This window comes from Mesorhizobium sp. BR1-1-2, from assembly GCF_020165435.1.
Lineage (GTDB): Bacteria > Pseudomonadota > Alphaproteobacteria > Rhizobiales > Rhizobiaceae > Mesorhizobium.
In genome coordinates this window covers 82,418-105,462 of sequence record NZ_JAIUID010000002.1, presented here as the reverse complement: position 1 = coordinate 105,462, position 23,045 = coordinate 82,418, and the positions used below count along the sequence as shown (strand labels likewise).

Annotated in this window: 25 protein-coding genes; 23 read left to right on the top strand and 2 right to left on the bottom strand. The window is 62.6% G+C overall.

Annotation, left to right across the window (positions count from 1 at the left end):
• Window positions 1–263 precede the first annotated feature (263 nt).
• The 3 genes from rpoB to LB551_RS03725 all read left to right on the top strand — a co-directional run bounded on the left by rpoB (window position 264) and on the right by LB551_RS03725 (window position 9,483).
• Complete coding sequence (gene rpoB / locus LB551_RS03735; protein ID WP_140501628.1) at window positions 264–4,400, top strand: DNA-directed RNA polymerase subunit beta; 4,137 nt, start codon at window positions 264–266, stop codon at window positions 4,398–4,400.
• A 135-nt stretch (window positions 4,401–4,535) separates the two neighbouring features.
• Window positions 4,536–8,732 carry a DNA-directed RNA polymerase subunit beta' gene (gene rpoC, locus LB551_RS03730; protein WP_140501630.1) on the top strand — a complete coding sequence of 1,399 codons (4,197 nt, stop codon included), beginning with the start codon at window positions 4,536–4,538 and terminating at the stop codon, window positions 8,730–8,732.
• 85 nt (window positions 8,733–8,817) lie between these two features.
• Window positions 8,818–9,483, top strand: a complete 666-nt coding sequence (locus LB551_RS03725; protein ID WP_224658241.1) for an O-methyltransferase — start codon at window positions 8,818–8,820, stop codon at window positions 9,481–9,483.
• Between the two features lie 47 nt (window positions 9,484–9,530).
• Here LB551_RS03725 and LB551_RS03720 read toward each other — a convergent pair whose 3' ends face one another.
• Window positions 9,531–10,457 (bottom strand): Gfo/Idh/MocA family protein, encoded by a 927-nt coding sequence (locus LB551_RS03720; protein ID WP_224658240.1) that lies wholly within the window; start codon window positions 10,455–10,457, stop codon window positions 9,531–9,533.
• A gap of 164 nt (window positions 10,458–10,621) precedes the next feature.
• Window positions 10,622–10,903: a transcriptional regulator gene (locus tag LB551_RS03715; RefSeq protein WP_140501636.1), complete on the bottom strand. Its 282-nt coding sequence runs from the start codon at window positions 10,901–10,903 to the stop codon at window positions 10,622–10,624.
• Between the two features lie 483 nt (window positions 10,904–11,386).
• Between LB551_RS03715 and rpsL the strand changes: the two genes are divergently transcribed.
• From rpsL to rpsH, 20 genes are all read left to right on the top strand, one after another.
• Window positions 11,387–11,758, top strand: coding sequence for a 30S ribosomal protein S12 (gene rpsL / locus LB551_RS03710; protein WP_006333356.1), 372 nt, complete (start codon window positions 11,387–11,389; stop codon window positions 11,756–11,758).
• A 63-nt stretch (window positions 11,759–11,821) separates the two neighbouring features.
• A complete protein-coding gene (gene rpsG / locus LB551_RS03705; RefSeq protein ID WP_008875664.1) occupies window positions 11,822–12,292 on the top strand; it encodes a 30S ribosomal protein S7 in 471 nt (156 codons plus the stop codon).
• A 29-nt stretch (window positions 12,293–12,321) separates the two neighbouring features.
• Window positions 12,322–14,412 carry an elongation factor G gene (fusA, locus tag LB551_RS03700; RefSeq protein WP_140548665.1) on the top strand — a complete coding sequence of 697 codons (2,091 nt, stop codon included), beginning with the start codon at window positions 12,322–12,324 and terminating at the stop codon, window positions 14,410–14,412.
• Window positions 14,413–14,478: 66 nt separating this feature from the next.
• On the top strand, window positions 14,479–15,654 hold the full coding sequence (gene tuf, locus LB551_RS03695) for an elongation factor Tu (protein WP_140515452.1): 1,176 nt from the start codon (window positions 14,479–14,481) through the stop codon (window positions 15,652–15,654).
• Between the two features lie 66 nt (window positions 15,655–15,720).
• Window positions 15,721–16,029, top strand: a complete 309-nt coding sequence (gene rpsJ / locus LB551_RS03690; RefSeq protein WP_006205468.1) for a 30S ribosomal protein S10 — start codon at window positions 15,721–15,723, stop codon at window positions 16,027–16,029.
• A 61-nt stretch (window positions 16,030–16,090) separates the two neighbouring features.
• Window positions 16,091–16,819, top strand: coding sequence for a 50S ribosomal protein L3 (gene rplC / locus LB551_RS03685; protein ID WP_224624532.1), 729 nt, complete (start codon window positions 16,091–16,093; stop codon window positions 16,817–16,819).
• On the top strand, window positions 16,819–17,439 hold the full coding sequence (rplD, locus tag LB551_RS03680) for a 50S ribosomal protein L4 (protein WP_140501259.1): 621 nt from the start codon (window positions 16,819–16,821) through the stop codon (window positions 17,437–17,439). The genes rplC and rplD overlap by 1 nt, the downstream gene beginning before the upstream one ends.
• Window positions 17,436–17,729 (top strand): 50S ribosomal protein L23, encoded by a 294-nt coding sequence (locus LB551_RS03675; RefSeq protein ID WP_006205465.1) that lies wholly within the window; start codon window positions 17,436–17,438, stop codon window positions 17,727–17,729. The genes rplD and LB551_RS03675 overlap by 4 nt, the downstream gene beginning before the upstream one ends.
• Before the next feature lie 22 nt (window positions 17,730–17,751).
• Window positions 17,752–18,585 (top strand): 50S ribosomal protein L2, encoded by an 834-nt coding sequence (gene rplB, locus LB551_RS03670; protein ID WP_140548661.1) that lies wholly within the window; start codon window positions 17,752–17,754, stop codon window positions 18,583–18,585.
• Window positions 18,586–18,602: 17 nt separating this feature from the next.
• Window positions 18,603–18,881, top strand: coding sequence for a 30S ribosomal protein S19 (gene rpsS / locus LB551_RS03665; protein WP_006205463.1), 279 nt, complete (start codon window positions 18,603–18,605; stop codon window positions 18,879–18,881).
• A 2-nt stretch (window positions 18,882–18,883) separates the two neighbouring features.
• A complete protein-coding gene (rplV, locus tag LB551_RS03660; RefSeq protein WP_006205462.1) occupies window positions 18,884–19,273 on the top strand; it encodes a 50S ribosomal protein L22 in 390 nt (129 codons plus the stop codon).
• A complete protein-coding gene (gene rpsC / locus LB551_RS03655) occupies window positions 19,273–20,001 on the top strand; it encodes a 30S ribosomal protein S3 (protein ID WP_140501263.1) in 729 nt (242 codons plus the stop codon). The genes rplV and rpsC overlap by 1 nt, the downstream gene beginning before the upstream one ends.
• Window positions 20,002–20,028: 27 nt before the next feature.
• Window positions 20,029–20,442 (top strand): 50S ribosomal protein L16, encoded by a 414-nt coding sequence (gene rplP, locus LB551_RS03650; protein WP_027026963.1) that lies wholly within the window; start codon window positions 20,029–20,031, stop codon window positions 20,440–20,442.
• Window positions 20,443–20,455: 13 nt separating this feature from the next.
• Window positions 20,456–20,656 (top strand): 50S ribosomal protein L29, encoded by a 201-nt coding sequence (rpmC, locus tag LB551_RS03645; RefSeq protein WP_006205459.1) that lies wholly within the window; start codon window positions 20,456–20,458, stop codon window positions 20,654–20,656.
• Window positions 20,657–20,667: 11 nt separating this feature from the next.
• Window positions 20,668–20,907, top strand: a complete 240-nt coding sequence (gene rpsQ, locus LB551_RS03640) for a 30S ribosomal protein S17 (RefSeq protein WP_010909280.1) — start codon at window positions 20,668–20,670, stop codon at window positions 20,905–20,907.
• An 85-nt stretch (window positions 20,908–20,992) separates the two neighbouring features.
• On the top strand, window positions 20,993–21,361 hold the full coding sequence (gene rplN / locus LB551_RS03635; RefSeq protein ID WP_006205457.1) for a 50S ribosomal protein L14: 369 nt from the start codon (window positions 20,993–20,995) through the stop codon (window positions 21,359–21,361).
• A gap of 12 nt (window positions 21,362–21,373) precedes the next feature.
• On the top strand, window positions 21,374–21,688 hold the full coding sequence (gene rplX, locus LB551_RS03630) for a 50S ribosomal protein L24 (RefSeq protein ID WP_006205456.1): 315 nt from the start codon (window positions 21,374–21,376) through the stop codon (window positions 21,686–21,688).
• A complete protein-coding gene (rplE, locus tag LB551_RS03625; RefSeq protein WP_008875670.1) occupies window positions 21,681–22,259 on the top strand; it encodes a 50S ribosomal protein L5 in 579 nt (192 codons plus the stop codon). Before rplX ends, rplE begins: the two co-directional genes overlap by 8 nt.
• Window positions 22,260–22,286: 27 nt before the next feature.
• The gene (rpsN, locus tag LB551_RS03620) at window positions 22,287–22,592 is read left to right on the top strand and encodes a 30S ribosomal protein S14 (protein ID WP_010909282.1); all 306 of its coding nucleotides are present in this window, start codon (window positions 22,287–22,289) and stop codon (window positions 22,590–22,592) included.
• 12 nt (window positions 22,593–22,604) lie between these two features.
• Window positions 22,605–23,003 (top strand): 30S ribosomal protein S8, encoded by a 399-nt coding sequence (rpsH, locus tag LB551_RS03615; RefSeq protein ID WP_006205453.1) that lies wholly within the window; start codon window positions 22,605–22,607, stop codon window positions 23,001–23,003.
• The last annotated feature ends 42 nt before the right edge of the window (window positions 23,004–23,045 follow it).

Here is a 23,045-nt window from a genome sequence, read left to right as displayed (position 1 = left end):
AACAAGCGGCGGACGGCCTCGCGCCGTCCGCCACTCCCTTGGGTGACCCTGGGGAGGCTGCGTAGCGCGAGATGTACGAAAACCTCTTTCCTGAGGGCCGAAAACCGGCCCTCAGGAAACGGGTTTTCTCCCGTTTTAGCCGGCCGCCGCCAAGTAGTTTGGTAATGGGGCCGGAGAACAGACAGAGAGCCGCTGCCCAGGCGGTTCGGATGCAAGGCGAGCCGCGGCGAGGCTCGCCCCGAGTTTAGAGCTAAGGAGCGACGATGGCCCAGACCCAGACTTTCAATGGCCGCAGACGCGTACGCAAGTTCTTCGGAAAGATCCCGGAAGTTGCGGAGATGCCGAACCTCATCGAGGTTCAGAAGGCATCCTATGACCAGTTCCTGATGGTGGACGAGCCCAAGGGCGGACGTCCCGACGAGGGACTGCAGGCTGTTTTCAAGTCGGTCTTCCCGATCTCCGATTTTTCCGGCTCCTCGATGCTGGAGTTCGTGAAGTACGAGTTCGAAGGACCGAAATTCGACGTTGACGAATGCCGTCAGCGCGACCTCACCTATGCCGCGCCGCTGAAGGTGACGCTGCGCCTGATCGTGTTCGATATCGACGAGGATACCGGCGCGAAGTCGATCAAGGACATCAAGGAGCAGGACGTCTACATGGGCGACATGCCGCTCATGACCTCGAACGGCACCTTCATCGTCAACGGCACCGAGCGCGTCATCGTCTCGCAGATGCACCGCTCGCCGGGCGTCTTCTTCGACCATGACAAGGGCAAGTCGCACTCGTCGGGCAAGCTCCTGTTTGCCGCGCGCGTCATCCCCTATCGCGGTTCGTGGCTCGACATCGAGTTCGATTCCAAGGACGTCGTGCACGCCCGCATCGACCGTCGCCGCAAGATTCCGGTGACGTCGCTGCTGATGGCGCTCGGCATGGACGGCGAAGAGATCCTGTCGACCTTCTACAACAAGATCACCTACAAGCGCGCCGGCGATCACTGGCGCATTCCGTTCAACGTCGATCGTTTCCGCGGCTTGAAGGCCGTCGGCGACCTGGTCGACGCCGATACGGGTGAGGTTGTTGTCGAGGCCGGCAAGAAGATCACCGCCCGCCAGGCTCGCCAGCTCGGCGAAAAGGGCCTGAAGGCGATCAAGGCGACCGACGAGGACCTGCTTGGCAACTATCTCGCCGAGGACATCGTCAATTACGCCACCGGCGAGATCTTCCTCGAAGCCGGCGACGAGATCGACGACAAGACGCTGAAGGTGCTGCTCGGCACCGGCGAGGACGAGATCCAGATCCTCGACATCGACCACGTCAATGTCGGCGCCTACATCAGAAACACGCTCGCCGTCGACAAGAACGAGAGCCGCCAGGACGCGCTGTTCGACATCTACCGTGTCATGCGTCCGGGCGAGCCGCCGACGCTCGAAACCGCCGAAGCCATGTTCAACTCGCTGTTCTTCGACAGCGAGCGCTACGACCTGTCCGCCGTTGGCCGCGTCAAGATGAACATGCGCCTCGAACTCAAGGCCGAGGACACCGTGCGCGTGCTGCGCAAGGACGACATCCTGGCCGTGGTCAAGACGCTGGTCGAACTGCGTGACGGCAAGGGCGAGATCGACGACATCGACAATCTCGGCAATCGCCGCGTGCGTTCGGTCGGCGAACTGATGGAAAACCAGTACCGCGTCGGCCTGCTGCGCATGGAGCGCGCGATCAAGGAGCGTATGTCCTCGATCGAGATCGACACGGTCATGCCGCAGGACCTGATCAACGCCAAGCCGGCGGCTGCCGCCGTGCGCGAGTTCTTCGGTTCCTCGCAGCTGTCGCAGTTCATGGACCAGACCAACCCGCTGTCGGAGATCACCCACAAGCGCCGTCTCTCCGCGCTTGGACCGGGCGGTCTGACCCGCGAGCGCGCCGGCTTCGAGGTGCGCGACGTGCACCCGACGCATTACGGCCGCATCTGCCCGATCGAGACGCCGGAAGGCCCGAATATCGGCCTGATCAACTCGCTCGCCACCTTCGCGCGCGTCAACAAGTACGGCTTCATCGAGAGCCCGTACCGCAAGATCGTCGACGGCAAGCTGACCAATGACGTCGTCTATCTGTCGGCGATGGAAGAGGCCAAGCACCATGTCGCGCAGGCCAATGCCGAGCTCGACAAGGATGGCCGCTTTGTCGACGAATTCGTCATTTGCCGCAGTGCCGGCGAAGTGATGATGGCGCCCCGCGAAAACGTCGACCTGATGGACGTTTCGCCCAAGCAGATGGTATCGGTGGCCGCGGCCCTGATCCCGTTCCTTGAGAACGACGACGCCAACCGCGCGCTAATGGGCTCGAACATGCAGCGCCAGGCCGTGCCGCTGGTGCGCGCCGAAGCGCCGTTCGTCGGCACCGGCATGGAGCCGATCGTCGCTCGTGACTCGGGCGCCGCCATCGGCGCCCGCCGCGGTGGCATCGTCGACCAGGTGGACGCGACGCGTATCGTCATCCGCGCAACGGAAGATCTCGATCCGGGCAAGTCCGGCGTCGACATCTACCGGCTGATGAAGTTCCAGCGTTCGAACCAGAACACCTGCATCAACCAGCGTCCGCTGGTGCGCATGGGTGACCGGGTCAACAAGGGCGACATCATCGCGGACGGTCCTTCGACCGAGCTCGGCGATCTGGCCCTCGGCCGCAACGTGCTGGTCGCGTTCATGCCGTGGAACGGCTACAACTACGAGGACTCGATCCTCCTGTCCGAGCGCATCGTCGCCGACGACGTCTTCACCTCGATCCACATCGAGGAGTTCGAGGTCATGGCGCGCGACACCAAGCTCGGACCGGAGGAAATCACGCGCGACATTCCGAACGTCTCGGAAGAAGCGCTGAAGAACCTCGACGAAGCCGGCATCGTCTATATCGGTGCCGAAGTTCAGCCGGGCGATATCCTTGTCGGCAAGATCACGCCGAAGGGCGAAAGCCCGATGACGCCGGAAGAAAAGCTTCTGCGCGCCATCTTCGGCGAAAAGGCATCCGATGTGCGCGACACCTCTATGCGCATGCCTCCGGGCACCTTCGGCACCGTCGTCGAGGTACGCGTGTTCAATCGCCACGGTGTGGAGAAGGACGAGCGCGCCATGGCGATCGAGCGCGAGGAGATCGAACGCCTCGCCAAGGACCGTGACGACGAGCAGGCGATCCTGGATCGCAACGTCTACGCGCGCCTTTCCGATGTGCTCGTCGGCAAGGAAGCGATCGCCGGACCGAAGGGCTTCAAGAAGGGCTCGACGCTGTCGAAGGACACGCTCGACGAGTATCCGCGTTCGCAGTGGTGGCAGTTCGCCGTGGAGAACGAAAAGCTCCAGAGCGAACTGGAAGCCCTGCGCGGCCAGTACGACGATTCCAAGAAGGCGCTCGAACAGCGCTTCATGGACAAGGTCGAGAAGGTGCAGCGCGGCGACGAAATGCCTCCGGGCGTCATGAAGATGGTCAAGGTCTTCGTGGCGGTGAAGCGCAAGATGCAGCCGGGCGACAAGATGGCCGGCCGTCACGGCAACAAGGGTGTCGTGTCGCGCATCGTTCCGGTCGAGGACATGCCTTTCCTCGAGGACGGCACGCATGCCGATATCGTGCTCAACCCGCTGGGTGTGCCGAGCCGCATGAATGTCGGCCAGATCCTGGAAACGCATCTGGGCTGGGCTTGCGCCGGAATGGGCAGGAAGATCGGCGAGATGATCGACGCCTACAAGTCTGCCGGCGACATCAAGCCGCTGCGCAAGACGCTGGAGAGCTTCATGCCCGCCAACGACCGCAACGAGCCGGTCCGCGAGTATGACGACGAGAGCATCGTTCGCCTGAGCGAGCAGATGCGCCGCGGCGTCTCGATCGCGACACCGGTGTTCGACGGCGCGCACGAGGCCGACATCAACGTCATGCTGGAGCAGGCGGGCCTGCACACCAGCGGTCAGTCGCAGCTCTATGACGGACGCACCGGCGAGCCGTTCGATCGCAAGGTGACGATGGGCTACATCTACATGCTCAAGCTTCACCACCTCGTGGACGACAAGATCCACGCGCGCTCGATCGGTCCGTACTCGCTCGTCACCCAGCAGCCGCTGGGCGGCAAGGCGCAGTTCGGCGGCCAGCGCTTCGGCGAAATGGAGGTCTGGGCACTGGAAGCCTACGGCGCCGCCTACACGCTGCAGGAAATGCTGACGGTGAAGTCGGACGACGTCGCCGGCCGCACCAAGGTCTACGAGGCGATCGTCCGCGGTGACGACACCTTCGAGGCCGGCATTCCCGAGAGCTTCAACGTTCTCGTCAAGGAGATGCGGTCGCTCGGCCTCAACGTCGAATTGGAAAACACCAAGCTCGACGAAGCCCCGGTGCGGCTGCCCGACGCAGCGGAATAAACAAGACACCCGGTCGCGGGAGAGGCTTCCGCGACCGGGTGCACCAAATTCTTCGGCCGGTGGGCCGACCACTCAGCGGGCATTCGCCCCGCATCAGATGCAAGGGGTTTTCGAGGACCCCGAAAGGAGAACGGCATGAACCAAGAGGTCATGAATCTCTTCAATCCCCAGGCGCCGGCGCAGGTGTTCGATTCCATCCGGATATCGCTCGCCAGCCCTGAGAAGATTCTGTCCTGGTCGTTCGGCGAGATCAAGAAGCCGGAGACCATCAACTACCGCACCTTCAAGCCGGAGCGTGACGGTCTGTTCTGCGCGCGCATTTTTGGCCCGATCAAGGACTACGAATGCCTGTGCGGCAAGTACAAGCGCATGAAGTACAAGGGCGTCATCTGCGAAAAGTGCGGCGTCGAAGTCACGCTGTCGCGCGTTCGCCGCGAGCGCATGGGCCATATCGAGCTGGCGGCGCCCGTCGCCCATATCTGGTTCCTGAAGTCGCTGCCCTCGCGCATCGGCACGCTACTCGACATGACCTTGAAGGACATCGAGCGCGTCCTCTACTTCGAGAACTACATCGTCACCGAACCCGGCCTCACCGCGCTGAAGGAGCACCAGCTGCTCAGCGAGGAAGAGTACATGATCGCCGTCGACGAATATGGCGAGGATAGCTTCACCGCCATGATCGGCGCCGAGGCCATTCATGACCTTCTGGCCGGCATGGACCTGGAGAAGATCGCCGGCGACCTGCGTTCGGAGCTGGCTTCGACCACGTCCGAGCTGAAGCAGAAGAAGTATCTGAAGCGGCTCAAGGTCGTCGAGAACTTCATGGAGTCCGGCAACCGTCCGGAATGGATGATCATGAAGGTGGTTCCGGTGATCCCGCCGGACCTGCGCCCGCTCGTCCCGCTGGACGGCGGACGTTTCGCGACGTCGGACCTCAACGATCTCTATCGCCGCGTCATCAACCGCAACAACCGTCTGAAGCGGCTGATCGAGCTGCGTGCCCCCGGCATCATCGTGCGCAACGAAAAGCGCATGCTGCAGGAAGCTGTGGACGCGCTGTTCGACAACGGCCGCCGCGGCCGCGTCATCACCGGCGCCAACAAGCGTCCGCTGAAGTCGCTGTCGGACATGCTCAAGGGCAAGCAGGGCCGGTTCCGCCAGAACCTGCTCGGCAAGCGCGTCGACTATTCCGGCCGTTCGGTCATCGTCACCGGTCCGGAGCTCAAGCTGCACCAGTGCGGCCTGCCCAAGAAGATGGCGCTCGAATTGTTCAAGCCCTTCATCTACGCCCGCCTCGACGCCAAGGGTTACTCCTCGACCGTCAAGCAGGCCAAGAAGCTGGTCGAGAAGGAGCGTCCGGAAGTCTGGGATATCCTCGACGAGGTCATCCGCGAGCATCCGGTGCTCTTGAACCGCGCGCCGACGCTGCACCGCCTCGGCATCCAGGCGTTCGAGCCGATCCTGATCGAAGGCAAGGCGATCCAGCTGCACCCGCTGGTCTGCACGGCCTTCAACGCCGACTTCGACGGCGACCAGATGGCCGTTCACGTGCCGCTGTCGCTGGAAGCGCAGTTGGAAGCCCGCGTGCTGATGATGTCGACCAACAACATCCTGCACCCGGCTTCCGGCGCGCCGATCATCGTGCCGTCGCAGGACATGGTTCTGGGTCTCTACTATCTCTCGATCGTCAACCAGAACGAGCCGGGCGAGGGCATGGTGTTTGCCGACATGGGCGAACTCCAGCACGCGCTCGAGACCAAGGCGGTGACCCTGCACGCCAAGATCAAGGGCCGCTTCCGCTCGGTCGACGCCGAGGGCAAGGTCGTGTCGAAGATCTACGACACCACGCCTGGCCGCATGATCATCGGCGAGCTTCTGCCGAAGAACGTCAACGTGCCTTACGAGACCGCCAACCAGGAGATGACCAAGAAGAACATCTCCAAGATGATCGACACCGTCTACCGCCATTGCGGTCAGAAGGAGACGGTCATTTTTTGCGATCGCATCATGGCGCTCGGTTTCGCTCATGCCTGCCGCGCCGGCATTTCGTTCGGCAAGGACGACATGCTGATCCCGGACACCAAGATCAAGCTGGTGTCGGACACCGAGGCCTTGGCCAAGGAATACGAGCAGCAGTACAATGACGGCCTGATCACGCAAGGCGAGAAGTACAACAAGGTCGTCGACGCCTGGGCCAAGTGCTCGGAAAAGGTCGCCGACGAAATGATGGCCCGCATCAAGGCGGTCGAGTTCGAGGACAATGGCCGTCAGAAGCCGATGAATTCGATCTACATGATGTCGCACTCCGGTGCGCGTGGCTCGCCCACCCAGATGCGCCAGCTCGCCGGCATGCGCGGCCTGATGGCCAAGCCGTCGGGTGAAATCATCGAGACGCCGATCATCTCGAACTTCAAGGAAGGCCTGACCGTGCTCGAGTACTTCAACTCGACCCACGGCGCCCGCAAGGGTCTGGCAGACACCGCCTTGAAGACGGCGAACTCGGGCTATCTCACCCGTCGTCTGGTCGACGTGGCGCAGGACTGCATCGTCAACTCCGTGGACTGCGGCACCGACAAGGGCCTCACCATGCAGCCGATCGTCGATGCCGGTCAGGTCGTCGCTTCGGTCGGCCAGCGCGTGCTGGGCCGCACCGCGCTCGACGACATCAACCATCCGGTGACCGGCGAATTGCTGGTCAAGGCCGGAACGCTGATGGACGAGCGCGACGTGGAACAGATCGAGAAGGCCGGCGTGCAGTCGGTCCGCATCCGCTCGGCGCTGACTTGCGAAGTCAGGGTCGGCGTCTGCGCGGTCTGCTACGGACGCGATCTGGCCCGGGGCACCCCGGTCAACCAGGGCGAGGCCGTCGGCGTCATCGCGGCGCAGTCGATCGGCGAGCCGGGCACCCAGCTCACCATGCGTACCTTCCACATGGGCGGTACGGCGCAGGTGGTGGATAGCTCGTTCCTTGAAGCCTCCTATGAGGGCAAGGTCGAGATCCGCAACCGCAACGTGGTGCGCAACTCGGACGGCCAGCAGATGGTCATGGGCCGCAACATGGCGGTGCTGATCCTCGACGAGGCCGGCAAGGAGCGCGCCACGCACCGCGTCACCTATGGTTCGCGCATCTTCGTGGACGATGGCGACAAGGTGAAGCGCGGCCAGCGCATCGCCGAGTGGGATCCTTACACCCGCCCGATCCTCACCGAAATCGAGGGCAAGGTGGCGTTCGAGGATCTGGTCGACGGCATTTCCGTCCAGGAAACGGCCGACGAGTCGACCGGCATCACCAAGCGCGAGGTCATCGACTGGCGTTCGACGCCGCGCGGCAACGACCTGAAGCCGGCGATCGTGGTTCAGGATGCCAAGGGCAAGGTCGGCAAGCTGTCGAAGGGCGGCGATGCTCGCTTCCTGCTCTCGGTCGAGGCCATTCTCTCGGTCGAGCCGGGTGCTCAGGTTCGCCCCGGCGACGTCCTGGCGCGTATCCCGATGGAAAGCGCCAAGACCAAGGACATCACCGGCGGTCTGCCGCGTGTTGCCGAGCTGTTCGAGGCTCGTCGTCCGAAGGATCACGCCATCATCGCAGAGATCGATGGCACGATCCGCTTCGGCCGCGACTACAAGAACAAGCGCCGCATCATCATCGAGCCGCATGACTCGACGCTTGAGCCGGTCGAATACCTGATCCCGAAGGGCAAGCCGTTCCATCTCCAGGACGGCGACGTCATCGAGAAGGGCGACTATATCCTCGACGGCAATCCGGCGCCGCACGACATCCTGGCGATCAAGGGCGTGGAGGCGCTTGCGTCCTACCTCGTCAACGAGATCCAGGAGGTCTACCGTCTGCAGGGCGTGTCGATCAACGACAAGCACATCGAGGTGATCGTTCGCCAGATGCTGCAGAAGGTCGAGATCACCACGCAGGGCGACTCGACCTATATTCCGGGCGACCACGTCGACGTGATCGAACTGGAAGAGGTCAACGAGCGCCTGATCGAGGACGGCAAGAAGCCGGCCGAAGGCCAGCCGGTGCTGCTCGGCATCACCAAGGCCTCGCTGCAGACGCCGTCCTTCATCTCGGCCGCCTCCTTCCAGGAGACGACCAGGGTGCTGACGGAAGCCGCGGTTGCCGGCAAGACCGACATGCTGCAGGGCTTGAAGGAAAACGTCATCGTCGGCCGGCTGATCCCGGCCGGTACCGGCGGCACGATGAGCCAGATCCGCCGCATCGCCACCTCGCGCGACGAACTGATCATCGACGAGCGCCGAAAGGCCTCCGGTGTCGAAGTCGCGGAGCCGATGCTGGCCGACATGACAACCGCCGCGCAATAAGCGCGGCGGCAAGAAATCTCAGGCAACAAGGCCGCCGGGGCAACCCGGCGGCTTTTTCGTTTCAACGAACGAGAGAGGAAGGCAGATGAACACGAAAACCTGGACGGCTGTCGACAACTACATCGTTTCCTCGCTCTTCGAGGCGGATCCCGTTCTCGACGCGGTCCTGGCGGCCAACCGCGACCATGGCCTGCCGGCGATCGACGTCTCGGCGGCGCAAGGAAAGCTGCTTTCGCTGCTGGTGCGCATCAGCAGTGCGAAAAAGGTGCTCGAGATTGGTACGCTGGGCGGCTATTCCACCATCTGGATGGCGCGGGGATTGCCAGCCGGCGGCAGGATCGTGACGCTCGAACTCGATCCGCACCATGCCAAGGTCGCGCGTTCGAATTTCGAGCGGGCAGGGGTTTCCGAACGGGTCGATCTGCGGGTCGGGCCGGCGCTGCAATCGCTCGCTGCGCTGGGTGCCCAGAATGCCGGGCCGTTCGACCTCGTTTTCATCGACGCCGACAAGCCGAACAACCCCAACTATCTCTCCTGGGCCATGCGGCTGTCGCGCTCGGGGACGGTCATCGTCTGCGACAACGTCATCCGTGACGGCGCGGTGCTCGATGAGGATGGCAACGACGCCAACGTCGAAGGTGCACGCGCGGCGTTCGCCTTCATCGCCGGCGACAAGCGCCTGGACGGCACCGCGATCCAGACTGTCGGTACCAAGGGCTATGACGGGTTTGCCATAGCGATTGTCGATTGAGTTGTTGCGATGGCGGCCGGATCCGAGATCCGGGCGACAGTCGCTGCTCAGTCGAAGAACGCCTCGACCACATTGCGCTTGCCGAGCATGAAGGCGTCGGCGACATGCTGCAGCGGTGCCAGGTCGACATCGGAGATACCGGCGCGCACGATTTCGGCGAAACGCCTGTAGAGCATCGGATATTCCGCTTCCGGTTCTTCATGGACGACGCGGCCGTCGACGGCGAGTTTCGAGCCACCGCCCGAGAGCACCATCTTGCCGGCCTCCGTGTCGGCGAGAATGTCCCAGCTCTGCGGTCCGGTCTGGAGCCAGTCGAGATCCATCGTCACCGCCGAACCGTTCGCCGCGCGGAAGGCGACCTGGGCGGCGATCGGCGCGTCGCGGTTCTCCGGGAAATCGAGCGCGGCCGAGGTGATGTACATGGCGGGCAGGATGTAGGTCGCGATCGACAGCGCGTTGATGCCGGGATCGAAGACGCCGAAGCCGCCAGGCTGCCAGATCCAGTCCTGGTTCGGATGCCAGCGGCGCACATCTTCCTTCCAGACGATTGCCGCTGATCTGATCTTCGTCGAGGCCAAGAATGTCCGCGCCGCTTCCACCGCCGGCGCATAGCGCGAATGCCAGCTGGCGAACAGCGACACGCCCTGTTTCGTCGCCAGTGCCTTCAGGTCCTCGACCTCGCTGACCGTGGCGCCGGGCGGCTTTTCCAGGAATACGTGCTTCTTCGCCTCGAGTGCGGCGCGCGCCGCGTCGTAGCGGAATTGCGGCGGCATGCAGAGCGAGACGGCGTCGAGCTCGGGAACCGCGCCAAGCATCGTCTCGATATCGGGAAAATTTGCGATGCCGTCCACCTTGCCGTGGCGGCTGGCCGCCGCGATCAGCCGGTAGTCTCGGTCCTTGGCGAGCGCCGGAAGGTGCTGGTCGCGCACGATCTTGCCGACACCGACAATGCCTATCTTGATGGGCTGGGACACGGCCGCTCCGTCTGTTGGATGATGGTGAGCGCTTCTTATCAGAACACTTGCCCCGGGCAAGCCGAAGTCGAAAGGTCAACTCCGGCTTTGCTGGAACCGCAACGCCAGCCTCTCACCGTTGGAGGGCTTCAGCGCCGATTCGAAAGGCGAGGGCCGGCATGACTTCAGATTGGCACGTCGAAGGTCACGATCGACACTTCGCCTTCGAGCGCGCCCTGGAAGGCCGAAAGATGCGGCTCCTCGTCGGGCTCGCCCTCCATGTCGCCGATCTGGTCGAGCTCGGCTTCGGCGTAACCCTCCGCCGCCAGCGATTCGAGCGCACGGCGCACCGCCGAATCGTCATCGGGCGCAACCAGCATGACGTGCACGCCTTCCGGCTTGCCGCCTTTTCTCTTCCACACCCGGCCGGTGATGATGGTGACCGGGCGTTCCTCGTTGTCGTTCACGGGCCGATTCCTTCGCGGCGAGGGGCTTTGGTTGTTCATGCGGCTTTTTCGCATGAAGCCGCGCCGCGCAACAGCCAAAAGCCATTCACTTTGCTAAAGGTTTGGCATTTTCTTCCTCGCCCTTGCAAAATGACGAAAGAAAATTACATGCGGTTTACGCATGGCTGCCAAGCCCCGGCTTCATTGCAATATTTGCCGCTCCGGGGTTGACGGTACGCGGGCTTGCGAGTAGAAGCCGCCCAGTCAGAACCGATGTGAGGCTCTCCCTTCCGAAGCGACACGCTTTGGAGTTTGCCTCAAACAGGGTTCGTTTTACGAGCGAAAAGACATTTCCGGCGTGCACGAAGCGGTTTCCGCTTCCTCTGCGATTTGTTCGGGCAAGACCGCAAGGCGCGGTTTGTGGCCCGAATTTGCGTATGGAAATGACGCTTTGAGCGAGCCTTGACCGGCACGAGACACGGAATTGAGAGACAAGAGGGTTTAATGCCTACCGTCAACCAGCTGATCCGCAAGCCGCGCATTGCGCCGGTGAAGCGCAACAAGGTCCCGGCCATGCAGCAGAACCCGCAGAAGCGGGGCGTCTGCACGCGCGTCTACACAACGACGCCGAAGAAGCCGAACTCGGCGCTGCGCAAGGTGGCCAAGATCCGCCTGACCAATGGTTTCGAGGTGATCGGTTACATTCCCGGCGAAGGTCACAACCTTCAGGAGCACTCCGTGGTCATGATCCGCGGCGGCCGCGTCAAGGACCTTCCGGGTGTCCGTTACCACATCATCCGCGGCGTGCTTGACACGCAGGGTGTGAAGAACCGCAAGCAGCGCCGTTCGAAATACGGTGCCAAGCGTCCGAAGTAAGGTTTTCCGGCTTCGGCGCTTTTTTGACTGCGCCGGGCTATGAGAGATTGAGAGACAAAAGCCATGTCCCGTCGTCACAGTGCAGAAAAGCGTGAGATCAATCCGGACCCCAAGTTCGGCGACCTGATCGTCACCAAGTTCATGAACGCCGTCATGTATGACGGCAAGAAGTCGGTTGCCGAGACCATCGTCTACGGCGCGCTCGACCAGGTCCAGTCGAAGACCAAGCAGGAGCCGGTCACCGTCTTCCATCAGGCGCTCGACAATGTCGCGCCGCATGTGGAAGTGCGTTCGCGTCGCGTCGGCGGCGCCACCTACCAGGTTCCGGTCGACGTGCGCCCCGAGCGCCGTCAGGCGTTGGCCATCCGCTGGCTGATCGCCGCTGCCCGCAACCGCAACGAGACCACCATGGTCGACCGCCTCTCCGGCGAGCTGATGGACGCGGCCAACAACCGCGGCACCGCCGTGAAGAAGCGTGAAGACACCCACAAGATGGCTGAAGCCAACCGCGCCTTCGCGCACTACCGCTGGTAAAGCGCGAACGAGACTGAGAGGCAGTTACGATGGCCCGCGAATATAAAATCGAAGACTACCGCAATTTCGGTATCATGGCGCATATCGACGCCGGCAAGACGACGACCACCGAGCGCGTCCTCTATTATACGGGCAAGTCGCACAAGATCGGCGAAGTGCACGACGGCGCCGCGACCATGGACTGGATGGAGCAGGAGCAGGAGCGCGGCATCACGATCACGTCGGCCGCGACCACGACCTTCTGGAAGGGCCGTGACGGCAAGATGCACCGCTTCAACATCATCGACACGCCCGGACACGTCGACTTCACCATCGAGGTCGAGCGTTCGCTGCGCGTGCTTGACGGCGCCATCGCGCTGCTCGACGCCAATGCCGGTGTGGAGCCGCAGACGGAAACCGTCTGGCGTCAGGCCGACAAGTACCGCGTGCCGCGCATGATCTTCTGCAACAAGATGGACAAGACCGGCGCCGACTTCTACCGCTCGGTCGAGATGATCGGCTCGCGCCTCGGTGCGCAGGCTGTCGTCATGCAGTTGCCGATCGGCGCCGAGACGGAGTTCAAGGGCGTCGTCGACCTGGTCGAGATGAACGCGCTTGTCTGGCGCGACGAGACGCTGGGCGCTGCCTGGGACGTCGTCGAGATCCCGGCCGACCTCAAGGCCCGCGCCGAGGAATACCGCGAGAAGATGATCGAGGCCGCCGTCGAGATGGACGAGACGGCGCTCGAAAACTACCTCGAAGGCAAGATGCCTGACAATGACGAGATCCGCGCGCTGATCCGCAAGGGCACCATCGCGGTCAAGTTCTTCCCGATGTTCTGCGGCTCGGCATTCAAGAACAAGGGCGTGCAGCCTCTGCTCGACGCCGTCGTGGAATACCTGCCGTCGCCGGCCGATGTGCCCGCGATCAAGGGTGTCGATGCCAAGACCGACGCCGAGATCGAGCGTCACGCCGATGACAACGAGCCGCTGTCGATGCTGGCGTTCAAGATCATGAACGACCCGTTCGTCGGTTCGCTGACCTTTGCCCGCATCTATTCGGGCAAGCTCACCAAGGGCATCTCGGTCGACAACACCGTGAAGGGCAAGAAAGAGCGCATCGGCCGCATGCTGCAGATGCATGCTAATTCCCGTGCCGACGTTGAAGAGGCCTATGCCGGCGACATCGTCGCTCTCGCAGGTCTCAAGGACACGACCACCGGCGACACGCTGTGCGATCCGCTGCATCCGGTCATCCTCGAGCGTATGGAGTTCCCCGATCCGGTCATCCAGATCGCCATCGAGCCGAAGACCAAGAACGACCAGGAAAAGATGGGCCTCGCGCTGCACCGCCTGGCTGCCGAGGATCCGTCCTTCCGCGTCAAGACCGACGAGGAAAGCGGCCAGACCATCATCTCGGGCATGGGCGAGTTGCACCTCGACATCATCGTCGACCGCATGCGCCGCGAGTTCAAGGTCGAGGCCAATGTCGGTGCGCCGCAGGTGGCTTATCGCGAGACGATCACCCGCAGGCACGAGCAGGACTACACGCACAAGAAGCAGACCGGCGGTACCGGGCAGTTCGCCCGCGTGAAGATCGTGTTCGAGCCGAACCCCGAGGGCGAGGATTTCGTGTTCGAATCCAAGATCGTCGGCGGCGCTGTGCCGAAGGAATACATCCCGGGTGTCGAGAAGGGCCTGCTGAGCAAGATGGGTTCCGGCCCGTTTGCCGGTTTCCCGATGATCGGCGTCAAGGCAACCCTGATCGACGGCGCTTTCCACGACGTCGACTCTTCGGTGCTCGCATTCGAAATCGCTTCCCGCGCTTGCTTTATGGAAGCTTCGCCGAAGCTCGGCGTGCAGCTGCTCGAGCCGATCATGAAGGTCGAGGTCGTGACGCCGGAAGATTATGTCGGCGGTGTCATCGGTGACCTCAACGGCCGTCGTGGCCAGATCCAGGGCCAGGAAGCCCGCGGCGTGGCGGTCGTCATCAACGCGATGGTGCCGCTCGCCAACATGTTCAAGTACGTCGACAACCTGCGCTCGATGAGCCAGGGCCGCGCGGCCTACACGATGCAGTTCGACCATTACGAGCCGGTCCCGACCGCGGTCGCCCAGGAAGTCCAGAAGAAATACGCGTAACCCGGCAGGGGTGCTGCGGCAACTTAATTAAGAGCCCGTACGGGCGAGCAGGAATGGAGACATCACATGGCAAAAGGTAAATTCGAGCGCACCAAGCCGCATGTGAACATCGGCACGATTGGCCACGTTGATCATGGCAAGACGTCTTTGACGGCAGCGATCACCAAGTATTTTGGCGAATACAAGCGCTATGACCAGATTGACGCGGCACCGGAAGAGAAGGCGCGCGGCATCACCATTTCGACGGCTCACGTTGAGTACGAGACGGAGAACCGTCACTACGCCCACGTCGACTGCCCCGGCCACGCCGACTATGTGAAGAACATGATCACCGGTGCCGCGCAGATGGACGGCGCGATCCTGGTCGTGTCGGCCGCCGACGGCCCGATGCCGCAGACCCGCGAGCACATTCTTCTGGCCCGCCAGGTCGGCGTGCCGTCGATCGTGGTGTTCTTGAACAAGGTCGACCAGGTCGACGATGCCGAGCTGCTTGAGCTGGTCGAGCTCGAGGTTCGCGAATTGCTGACCAAGAACGAGTTCCCCGGCGACGACATTCCGATCGTCAAGGGTTCGGCGCTGGCGGCTTTGGAAGATTCGGACAAGAAGATCGGCGAGGACGCGATCCGCGAGCTGATGGCTCAGGTCGACGCCTACATTCCGACGCCTGTCCGTCCGCTTGACAAGCCGTTCCTGATGCCGATCGAGGACGTGTTCTCGATCTCGGGCCGCGGCACGGTGGTGACCGGTCGCGTCGAGCGCGGCGTGGTCAAGGTCGGCGAGGAGCTGGAGATCATCGGCATCCGTCCGACCACCAAGACGACCTGCACGGGCGTTGAGATGTTCCGCAAGCTGCTCGACCAGGGCCAGGCCGGCGACAACATCGGCGCGCTGCTGCGCGGCGTCGACCGTGAAGGTGTCGAGCGCGGCCAGGTTCTGGCCAAGCCCGGTTCGGTGAAGCCGCACAAGAAGTTCGTGGCCGAAGCCTACATCCTGACCAAGGACGAGGGTGGCCGTCACACGCCGTTCTTCACCAACTACCGTCCGCAGTTCTACTTCCGCACCACCGACGTGACCGGCATCGTGTCGCTGCCGGCCGGCACCGAGATGGTGATGCCTGGCGACAACATCACGGTCGACGTCGAGCTGATCGTGCCGATCGCCATGGAAGAGAAGCTGCGCTTCGCCATCCGTGAAGGCGGCCGCACCGTCGGTGCCGGCATCGTCGTCACCATCAAAGAGTAATTTAGACTTAAACCGATCTGTCGCGGGCGCGGGTGCCCGCGCCGCGCCAGAACAAGGAAGTGACGCATGAACGGACAGAATATCCGCATCCGCCTGAAGGCGTTTGATCACCGGGTGCTCGACGCCTCGACGCGCGAAATCGTGTCGACGGCCAAGCGCACCGGTGCCAACGTCCGCGGCCCCATTCCGCTGCCGACGCGGATCGAAAAGTTCACGGTCAACCGGTCGCCTCACGTCGACAAGAAGAGCCGCGAGCAGTTCGAGATGCGCACGCACAAGCGTCTGCTCGATATCGTCGATCCGACCCCGCAGACCGTCGATGCTTTGATGAAGCTCGATCTGGCCGCCGGTGTCGACGTCGAGATCAAGCTCTAAGGGAATGAGAGCGCGGTAAGGGGCGGTGCCCCTGGCCCGGAACTCTAAAGGAATTGAACCGATGCGTTCAGGTGTGATTGCAAAGAAGGTGGGAATGACCCGCATCTACAACGATGCCGGGGAACATGTTCCCGTCACCGTTCTCCAGATGGAGAACTGCCAGGTCGTGGCGCAGCGCACGCAGGAGAAGAACGGCTACACCGCCGTTCAGCTCGGCGTTGGCCTTGCCAAGGTGAAGAACACGTCGAAGGCGATGCGCGGCCATTTCGCGACCGCTTCCGTCGAGCCGAAGGCCAAGCTTGCCGAGTTCCGCGTCTCTGCCGACAACATGATCGATGTCGGCGCCGAGATCACCGTCGAGCATTTCGTCGCCGGCCAGAAGGTCGACGTCACCGGCACGACGATCGGCAAGGGTTTCCAGGGCGTCATCAAGCGCCACCACATGGGTGGTGGCCGCGCGACCCACGGTAACTCGGTCTCGCACCGCACGCACGGCTCGACCGGCCAGCGCCAGGACCCCGGCAAGGTGTTCAAGGGCAAGAAGATGGCCGGCCACATGGGCGACACGCGCGTCACCACGCAGAACGTCGAGATCGTCTCGACCGATGCCGACCGCGGCCTGATCCTGATCCGCGGCGCGGTTCCCGGGTCGAAGGGCGCCTGGATCCTGGTTCGCGACGCCGCCAAGGTGGCGCTTCCGGCCAATGCGCCGAAGCCCGCCGCGATCCGCCCAGTTGCTGCCGACATGGGCACGAAGAATGAGGCTCCGGCCACAGAGGGAGCGGAATAATGGATCTCAAGATCACAACGCTGGGCGGCAAGGACGCCGGCAAGGTGAAACTCTCCGAGGAGATTTTCGGCCTTGATCCGCGCGAGGACATTTTGCAGCGCGTCGTGCGCTGGCAGCTCGCCAAGAAGCAGCAGGGCACGCACAAGGCCAAGGGCCGCGCCGAGATCGCGCGCACCGGCGCCAAGATGTACAAGCAGAAGGGTACGGGCCGCGCCCGTCACCATTCGGCACGCGCTCCGCAGTTCCGCGGCGGCGGCAAGGCTCACGGCCCGGTCGTCCGCAGTCACGAGCACGAACTGCCGAAGAAGGTCCGGGCGCTCGGCCTCAAGCATGCTCTCTCGGCCAAGGCCAAGAGCGCGTCGATCATCGTCATCGACGAGCTGAAGCTGACCGAGGCAAAGACCAAGGCGCTGATCGCGAATTTCGCGACCCTGGGCCTGACGAACGCCCTGGTGATTGGTGGCGCCGAGCTCGACCGGAACTTCAAGCTGGCCGCGACCAACATCCCGAACATCGACGTGCTGCCCATCCAGGGCATCAACGTCTACGACATTCTGCGCCGCGGCACGCTGGTCCTTTCGAAGGCCGCCGTCGAGGCTCTCGAGGAGCGCTTTAAATGACCGACCTTCGTCACTACGACGTAATCGTCAGCCCGGCGATCACCGAAAAGTCGACCATGGCTTCCGAGCAGAACCAGGTCGTCTTCAACGTCGCCAAGAAGGCGTCGAAGCCGGAAATCAAGGCCGCCGTCGAAGCGCTGTTCGGCGTCAAGGTGATGGCCGTGAACACGCTTGTCCGCAAGGGCAAGATCAAGCGCTTCCGCGGCACGATCGGCCGCCAGAGCGACGTCAAGAAGGCGGTAGTGACGCTGGCCGATGGCCAGTCGATCGACGTCGCGACGGGTCTCTGAGCAAGGCCGCGAGGACAGGACAATGGCACTTAAAAAATTCAACCCGATAACGCCGAGCACCCGTCAGCTGGTCATCGTCGACCGCTCGGGCCTCTACAAGGGCAAGCCCGTCAAGGGCCTGACCGAGGGCCTGACCAAGTCGGGCGGCCGTAACAATTACGGCCGCATCACTGCCCGCTTCATCGGCGGCGGTCACAAGCGTTCGTACCGCATCATCGATTTCAAGCGCCGCAAGTTCGACGTCGTCGGCACGGTCGAGCGCATTGAATACGATCCGAACCGCACCGCCTTCATCGCGCTGATCAAGTATGACGATGGCGAGCTGTCCTACATCATCGCTCCGCAGCGCCTTGCCGCCGGCGACAAGATCGTGTCCGGCGAAGCGGTCGACGTGAAGCCGGGCAATGCGATGCCGCTGGCCTCGATGCCGGTCGGCACGATCGTCCACAACATCGAGCTGAAGCCGGGCAAGGGCGCCCAGGTCGCCCGTTCGGCTGGCGGTTACGCCCAGCTCGTCGGCCGCGACCAGGGCATGGCGATCCTGCGCCTCAACTCGGGCGAGCAGCGTGTCGTTCACGGCTCCTGCATGGCCACCGTCGGTGCCGTGTCCAACCCGGACCACGGCAACATCAACGACGGCAAGGCCGGCCGCACGGTTTGGCGCGGCAAGCGCCCGCACAATCGCGGCGTGACCATGAACCCGGTCGACCATCCGCATGGCGGTGGTGAAGGCCGCACCTCCGGTGGCCGCCATCCGGTCTCGCCGTGGGGCAAGCCGACCAAGGGCAAGAAGACGCGGTCCAACAAGGCGACCGACAAGTTCATCCTGCGCTCGCGCCATCAGCGCAAGAGCTAAGAAGAGGTAACGCCAAAGTGACTCGTTCTATTTGGAAAGGCCCCTTCATCGACGGCTACCTTCTCAAGAAGGTGGACAAGGTTCGTGAAGGTGGCCGCAATGAGGTGATCAAGATGTGGAGCCGTCGCTCCACCATCCTGCCGCAGTTCGTCGGCTTCACCTTCGGTGTCTACAACGGCCAGAAGCATGTTCCCGTCTCGGTGAACGAGGACATGGTCGGTCACAAGTTCGGTGAATTCGCTCCGACGCGGACCTATTACGGTCACGGCGCGGATAAGAAGGCGAAGAGGAAATAATCATGGGCAAGGCCAAAGCTCCGCGCAGGCTTGCTGACAACGAAGCGCGCGCCGTTCTGCGCACGATCCGTATCAGCCCGCAGAAGCTGAACCTGGTTGCCGCGCTGATCCGCGGCAAGAAGGTCGCGACAGCGCTTTCCGACCTGGAATTCTCGGCCAAGCGGATTTCCGGCACGGTCAAGAAGACGCTGGAATCGGCGATCGCCAACGCGGAAAACAACCACGACCTCGACGTCGATGCGCTGATCGTGGCGGAAGCCTATGTCGGCAAGTCGATCGTCATGAAGCGGTTCCATGCCCGGGGCCGTGGTCGCGCCAGCCGTATCGAGAAGCCGTTCTCGCACCTCACGATCGTCGTTCGTGAAGTCGAAGAAAAAGGGGAGGCCGCATAATGGGCCAGAAAGTCAATCCGATCGGTCTTCGCCTCGGCATCAACCGCACCTGGGATTCGCGCTGGTTCGCGAACACCGGCGAGTACGGCAAGCTGCTGCATGAGGACATCAAGATCCGCAAGTACCTCGAGAAGGAGCTCAAGCAGGCTGCCATCTCCAAGGTCGTGATCGAGCGTCCGCACAAGAAGTGCCGCGTCACCATCCATGCCGCGCGCCCGGGTCTGATCATCGGCAAGAAGGGCGCCGACATCGAGAAGCTTCGCAAGAAGCTGATGGAGATGACCAAGTCCGAGACGCACCTCAACATCGTCGAAGTGCGGAAGCCGGAGATCGACGCGACCCTGGTCGCCCAGTCGATCGCCCAGCAGCTCGAGCGCCGCATCGCGTTCCGCCGCGCCATGAAGCGTGCCGTGCAGTCGGCGATGCGCCTCGGTGCCGAAGGCATCCGCATCAACTGCTCGGGCCGTCTCGGCGGCGCCGAAATCGCGCGCATGGAATGGTACCGCGAAGGCCGCGTGCCGCTGCACACGCTGCGCGCCGATGTCGACTACGGCACGGCCGAGGCGAATACGGCGTACGGCATCTGCGGCGTCAAGGTCTGGGTGTTCAAGGGCGAGATCCTCGAGCACGACCCGATGGCTTCGGAGCGCCGCGCGACCGAGGGCGATCATGCGCATGGCGGTGGTGGTGGTGATCGCGAACGCGGTCGTCGTCGCGAAAACGCCTGAGACATTTAGGAATTTGGAGTTAGAACGATGCTGCAGCCAAAGCGCACAAAGTTCCGTAAGCAGTTCAAGGGCCGCATCCACGGTACCGCCAAGGGCGGCACCAATCTGGATTTCGGTGGTTTCGGGCTGAAGGCGCTTGAGCCGAACCGCGTCACCGCGCGCGAGATCGAGGCGGCTCGCCGCGCGATCACCCGCGAGATGAAGCGCGCCGGCCGTGTCTGGATCCGTATTTTCCCGGATCTGCCGGTCACCTCGAAGCCGACCGAAGTCCGCATGGGCAAGGGCAAGGGCGCGGTCGACTACTGGGCGGCGCGCGTCAAGCCGGGCCGGATCATGTTCGAGATCGACGGCGTCAATGAAGAAACCGCCCGTGAGGCACTGCGTCTCGGCGCGGCCAAGCTCTCGGTCAGGACGCGCTTCGTACAGCGCATCGCAGAATAAGGACGGGCTGATCATGAAAGCCGAAGACATCCGGACCAAGACCCAGGACCAGCTGACCGACGACCTGGCCAGCCTGAAGAAGGAGCAGTTCAACCTGCGCTTCCAGAAGGCGACCGGCCAGCTCGAAAAGACCGCGCGCGTGAGGCAGGTCCGCAAGGACATTGCGCGTATCAAGACCATCGCTGCGGAAAAGTCCGCGGCTAAGAAGGCTTAAGGACGAAAACCATGCCAAAGCGCATTCTGCAGGGCACCGTCGTCAGCGACAAGAACGAGAAGACGGTTGTCGTCAAGGTCGAACGGCGCTTCACGCATCCCGTGATGAAGAAGACCGTGCGCATGACCAAAAAGTACAAGGCGCACGACGAGAACAACGCCCACAAGGTCGGCGATCAGGTGTTCATCCAGGAATCGAAGCCGATTTCCAAGGACAAGCGCTGGATCGTCGTGTCTTCGGACCAAGCCTGATCTCTGGACGTAAACAAACGAATTTTGGACAGACCGGGGAAGGGTGAAGAACCCGTCCCGTTAGAAAAGAAGAAGGCGGCCAGTCATGATTCAGATGCAAACAAACCTCGACGTCGCGGACAATTCCGGCGCCCGTCGTGTCATGTGCATCAAGGTGCTGGGCGGCTCGAAGCGGAAATACGCTTCCGTAGGCGACATCATCGTGGTGTCGATCAAGGAAGCCATCCCGCGCGGCCGCGTGAAGAAGGGCGATGTGATGAAGGCGGTCGTGGTTCGCACGGCCAAGGACATCCGCCGCCCGGACGGCAGCGTGATCCGTTTCGACAAGAACGCGGCCGTTCTCGTCGACAACAAGAAAGAGCCGATCGGCACGCGTATCTTCGGACCGGTTCCGCGCGAACTCCGCGCCAAGAACCACATGAAGATCATCTCGCTCGCGCCTGAAGTGCTGTAAGGAGCCGGACCAATGCAGAAGATTAGAAAAGGCGACAAGGTCGTCGTGCTGGCTGGCAAGGACAAGGGCCGTTCGGGCGAAGTCCTGTCGGTGCAGCCGAAGGACGACACCGCGCTGGTGCGCGGCGTCAACATGATCCGTCGTCACCAGAAGCAGTCCCAGTCCCAAGAGGGCGGGATCATCACCAAGGAAGCGCCGATCCAGCTGTCGAACATCGCGCTGGCCGACCCCAAGGATGGCAAGCCGACCCGCGTCGGCTTCATCTTCCAGAAGGACGGCAAGAAGGTGCGCGTCGCCAAGCGCTCGGGAGAAGTCATCAATGGCTAAGGCTCAAACCAAGCAGGCGACCGCCCAGAACACGCCGCGCCTCAAGCAGGTCTACAACGAGACCATCCGCAAGGCCCTGCAGGAGCAGTTCGGCTACGAGAACGAGATGCAGGTTCCGCGCATCGACAAGATCGTGCTGAACATGGGTGTTGGTGAAGCGACCGGCGATTCGAAGAAGCCTTCGATCGCGGCCGAGGATCTGGCGATGATCGCCGGCCAGAAGGCCGTCGTCACCCGCGCCCGCAATTCGATCGCTGGCTTCAAGGTCCGCGAGAAGATGCCGATCGGCGCCAAGGTCACGCTGCGCAAGGAACGCATGTACGAGTTCCTCGACCGCCTCGTGAACATCGCGTTGCCGCGCGTCCGCGACTTCCGCGGCCTGAATCCGAAGAGCTTCGATGGCCGTGGCAACTACGCCATGGGCATCAAGGAACACATCGTGTTCCCGGAGATCAACTACGACAAGGTTGATCAGATCTGGGGCATGGACGTCATCGTTTGTACGACTGCGAAGACGGACGACGAAGCCAGGGCACTGCTCAAGGCCTTCAACTTCCCCTTCCGCCAGTAACGGCAGCGAGAAAAGGAAAAATCTGAAATGGCAAAGACCAGCTCAGTCGAGAAGAACAACAGGCGCCGCAAGCTTGCCGACCAGTACGGTCCCAAGCGCGCTGCCCTGAAGGCGATCATCATGGACCAGTCCAAGCCGATGGAAGAGCGCTTCCGCGCTCAGCTCAAGCTTGCTGCCCTGCCGCGCAACTCGGCCAAGATCCGCATCCGCAACCGCTGCGAAGTCACCGGCCGTCCGCGTGCCTACTATCGCAAGCTCAAAGTATCGCGCATCGCGCTTCGTGATCTCGGCAATAACGGCCAGATCCCGGGCCTGGTCAAGTCGAGCTGGTAAGGAGGACATAACATGTCATTGAGCGATCCTCTCGGCGATATGCTGACCCGCATCCGCAACGCCTACGGCCGCAAGAAGTCGAGTGTGTCCACGCCGGCCTCGCGTCTGCGCACCCGCGTCCTCGACGTTCTGAAGGCTGAAGGCTATATCCGCGACTACAGCCAGACCGATTTCGACAACGGCAAGTCCGAAATCGAGATCGAGTTGAAGTATTTCGACGGAGCGCCGGTGGTGCGCGAAATCGCCCGCGTCTCGAAGCCGGGCCGCCGCGTTTACGTTTCGGCAAAGTCGATCCCGCATGTCGCCAACGGCCTCGGTATCGCCATCCTTTCGACGCCCAAGGGCGTGATGGCCGACCACGAAGCGCGCGAACAGAACGTCGGTGGCGAGATCCTCTGCCAGATCTTCTGATCCGGCAGCGTGATCCCGAAAAAATGGAATCCGGTCTTCGGA

Excerpts from the sequence above, each read along its gene's own strand:
- rpoB (WP_140501628.1), top strand. The coding sequence starts at position 264 with ATGGCCCAGACCCAGACTTTCAATGGCCGCAGACGCGTACGCAAGTTC.
- rpoC (WP_140501630.1), top strand. The coding sequence starts at position 4,536 with ATGAACCAAGAGGTCATGAATCTCTTCAATCCCCAGGCGCCGGCGCAG.
- LB551_RS03725 (WP_224658241.1), top strand. The coding sequence starts at position 8,818 with ATGAACACGAAAACCTGGACGGCTGTCGACAACTACATCGTTTCCTCG.
- rpsL (WP_006333356.1), top strand. The coding sequence starts at position 11,387 with ATGCCTACCGTCAACCAGCTGATCCGCAAGCCGCGCATTGCGCCGGTG.
- rpsG (WP_008875664.1), top strand. The coding sequence starts at position 11,822 with ATGTCCCGTCGTCACAGTGCAGAAAAGCGTGAGATCAATCCGGACCCC.
- fusA (WP_140548665.1), top strand. The coding sequence starts at position 12,322 with ATGGCCCGCGAATATAAAATCGAAGACTACCGCAATTTCGGTATCATG.
- tuf (WP_140515452.1), top strand. The coding sequence starts at position 14,479 with ATGGCAAAAGGTAAATTCGAGCGCACCAAGCCGCATGTGAACATCGGC.
- rpsJ (WP_006205468.1), top strand. The coding sequence starts at position 15,721 with ATGAACGGACAGAATATCCGCATCCGCCTGAAGGCGTTTGATCACCGG.
- rplC (WP_224624532.1), top strand. The coding sequence starts at position 16,091 with ATGCGTTCAGGTGTGATTGCAAAGAAGGTGGGAATGACCCGCATCTAC.
- rplD (WP_140501259.1), top strand. The coding sequence starts at position 16,819 with ATGGATCTCAAGATCACAACGCTGGGCGGCAAGGACGCCGGCAAGGTG.
- LB551_RS03675 (WP_006205465.1), top strand. The coding sequence starts at position 17,436 with ATGACCGACCTTCGTCACTACGACGTAATCGTCAGCCCGGCGATCACC.
- rplB (WP_140548661.1), top strand. The coding sequence starts at position 17,752 with ATGGCACTTAAAAAATTCAACCCGATAACGCCGAGCACCCGTCAGCTG.
- rplV (WP_006205462.1), top strand. The coding sequence starts at position 18,884 with ATGGGCAAGGCCAAAGCTCCGCGCAGGCTTGCTGACAACGAAGCGCGC.
- rpsC (WP_140501263.1), top strand. The coding sequence starts at position 19,273 with ATGGGCCAGAAAGTCAATCCGATCGGTCTTCGCCTCGGCATCAACCGC.
- rplP (WP_027026963.1), top strand. The coding sequence starts at position 20,029 with ATGCTGCAGCCAAAGCGCACAAAGTTCCGTAAGCAGTTCAAGGGCCGC.
- rpmC (WP_006205459.1), top strand. The coding sequence starts at position 20,456 with ATGAAAGCCGAAGACATCCGGACCAAGACCCAGGACCAGCTGACCGAC.
- rpsQ (WP_010909280.1), top strand. The coding sequence starts at position 20,668 with ATGCCAAAGCGCATTCTGCAGGGCACCGTCGTCAGCGACAAGAACGAG.
- rplN (WP_006205457.1), top strand. The coding sequence starts at position 20,993 with ATGATTCAGATGCAAACAAACCTCGACGTCGCGGACAATTCCGGCGCC.
- rplX (WP_006205456.1), top strand. The coding sequence starts at position 21,374 with ATGCAGAAGATTAGAAAAGGCGACAAGGTCGTCGTGCTGGCTGGCAAG.
- rplE (WP_008875670.1), top strand. The coding sequence starts at position 21,681 with ATGGCTAAGGCTCAAACCAAGCAGGCGACCGCCCAGAACACGCCGCGC.
- rpsN (WP_010909282.1), top strand. The coding sequence starts at position 22,287 with ATGGCAAAGACCAGCTCAGTCGAGAAGAACAACAGGCGCCGCAAGCTT.
- rpsH (WP_006205453.1), top strand. The coding sequence starts at position 22,605 with ATGTCATTGAGCGATCCTCTCGGCGATATGCTGACCCGCATCCGCAAC.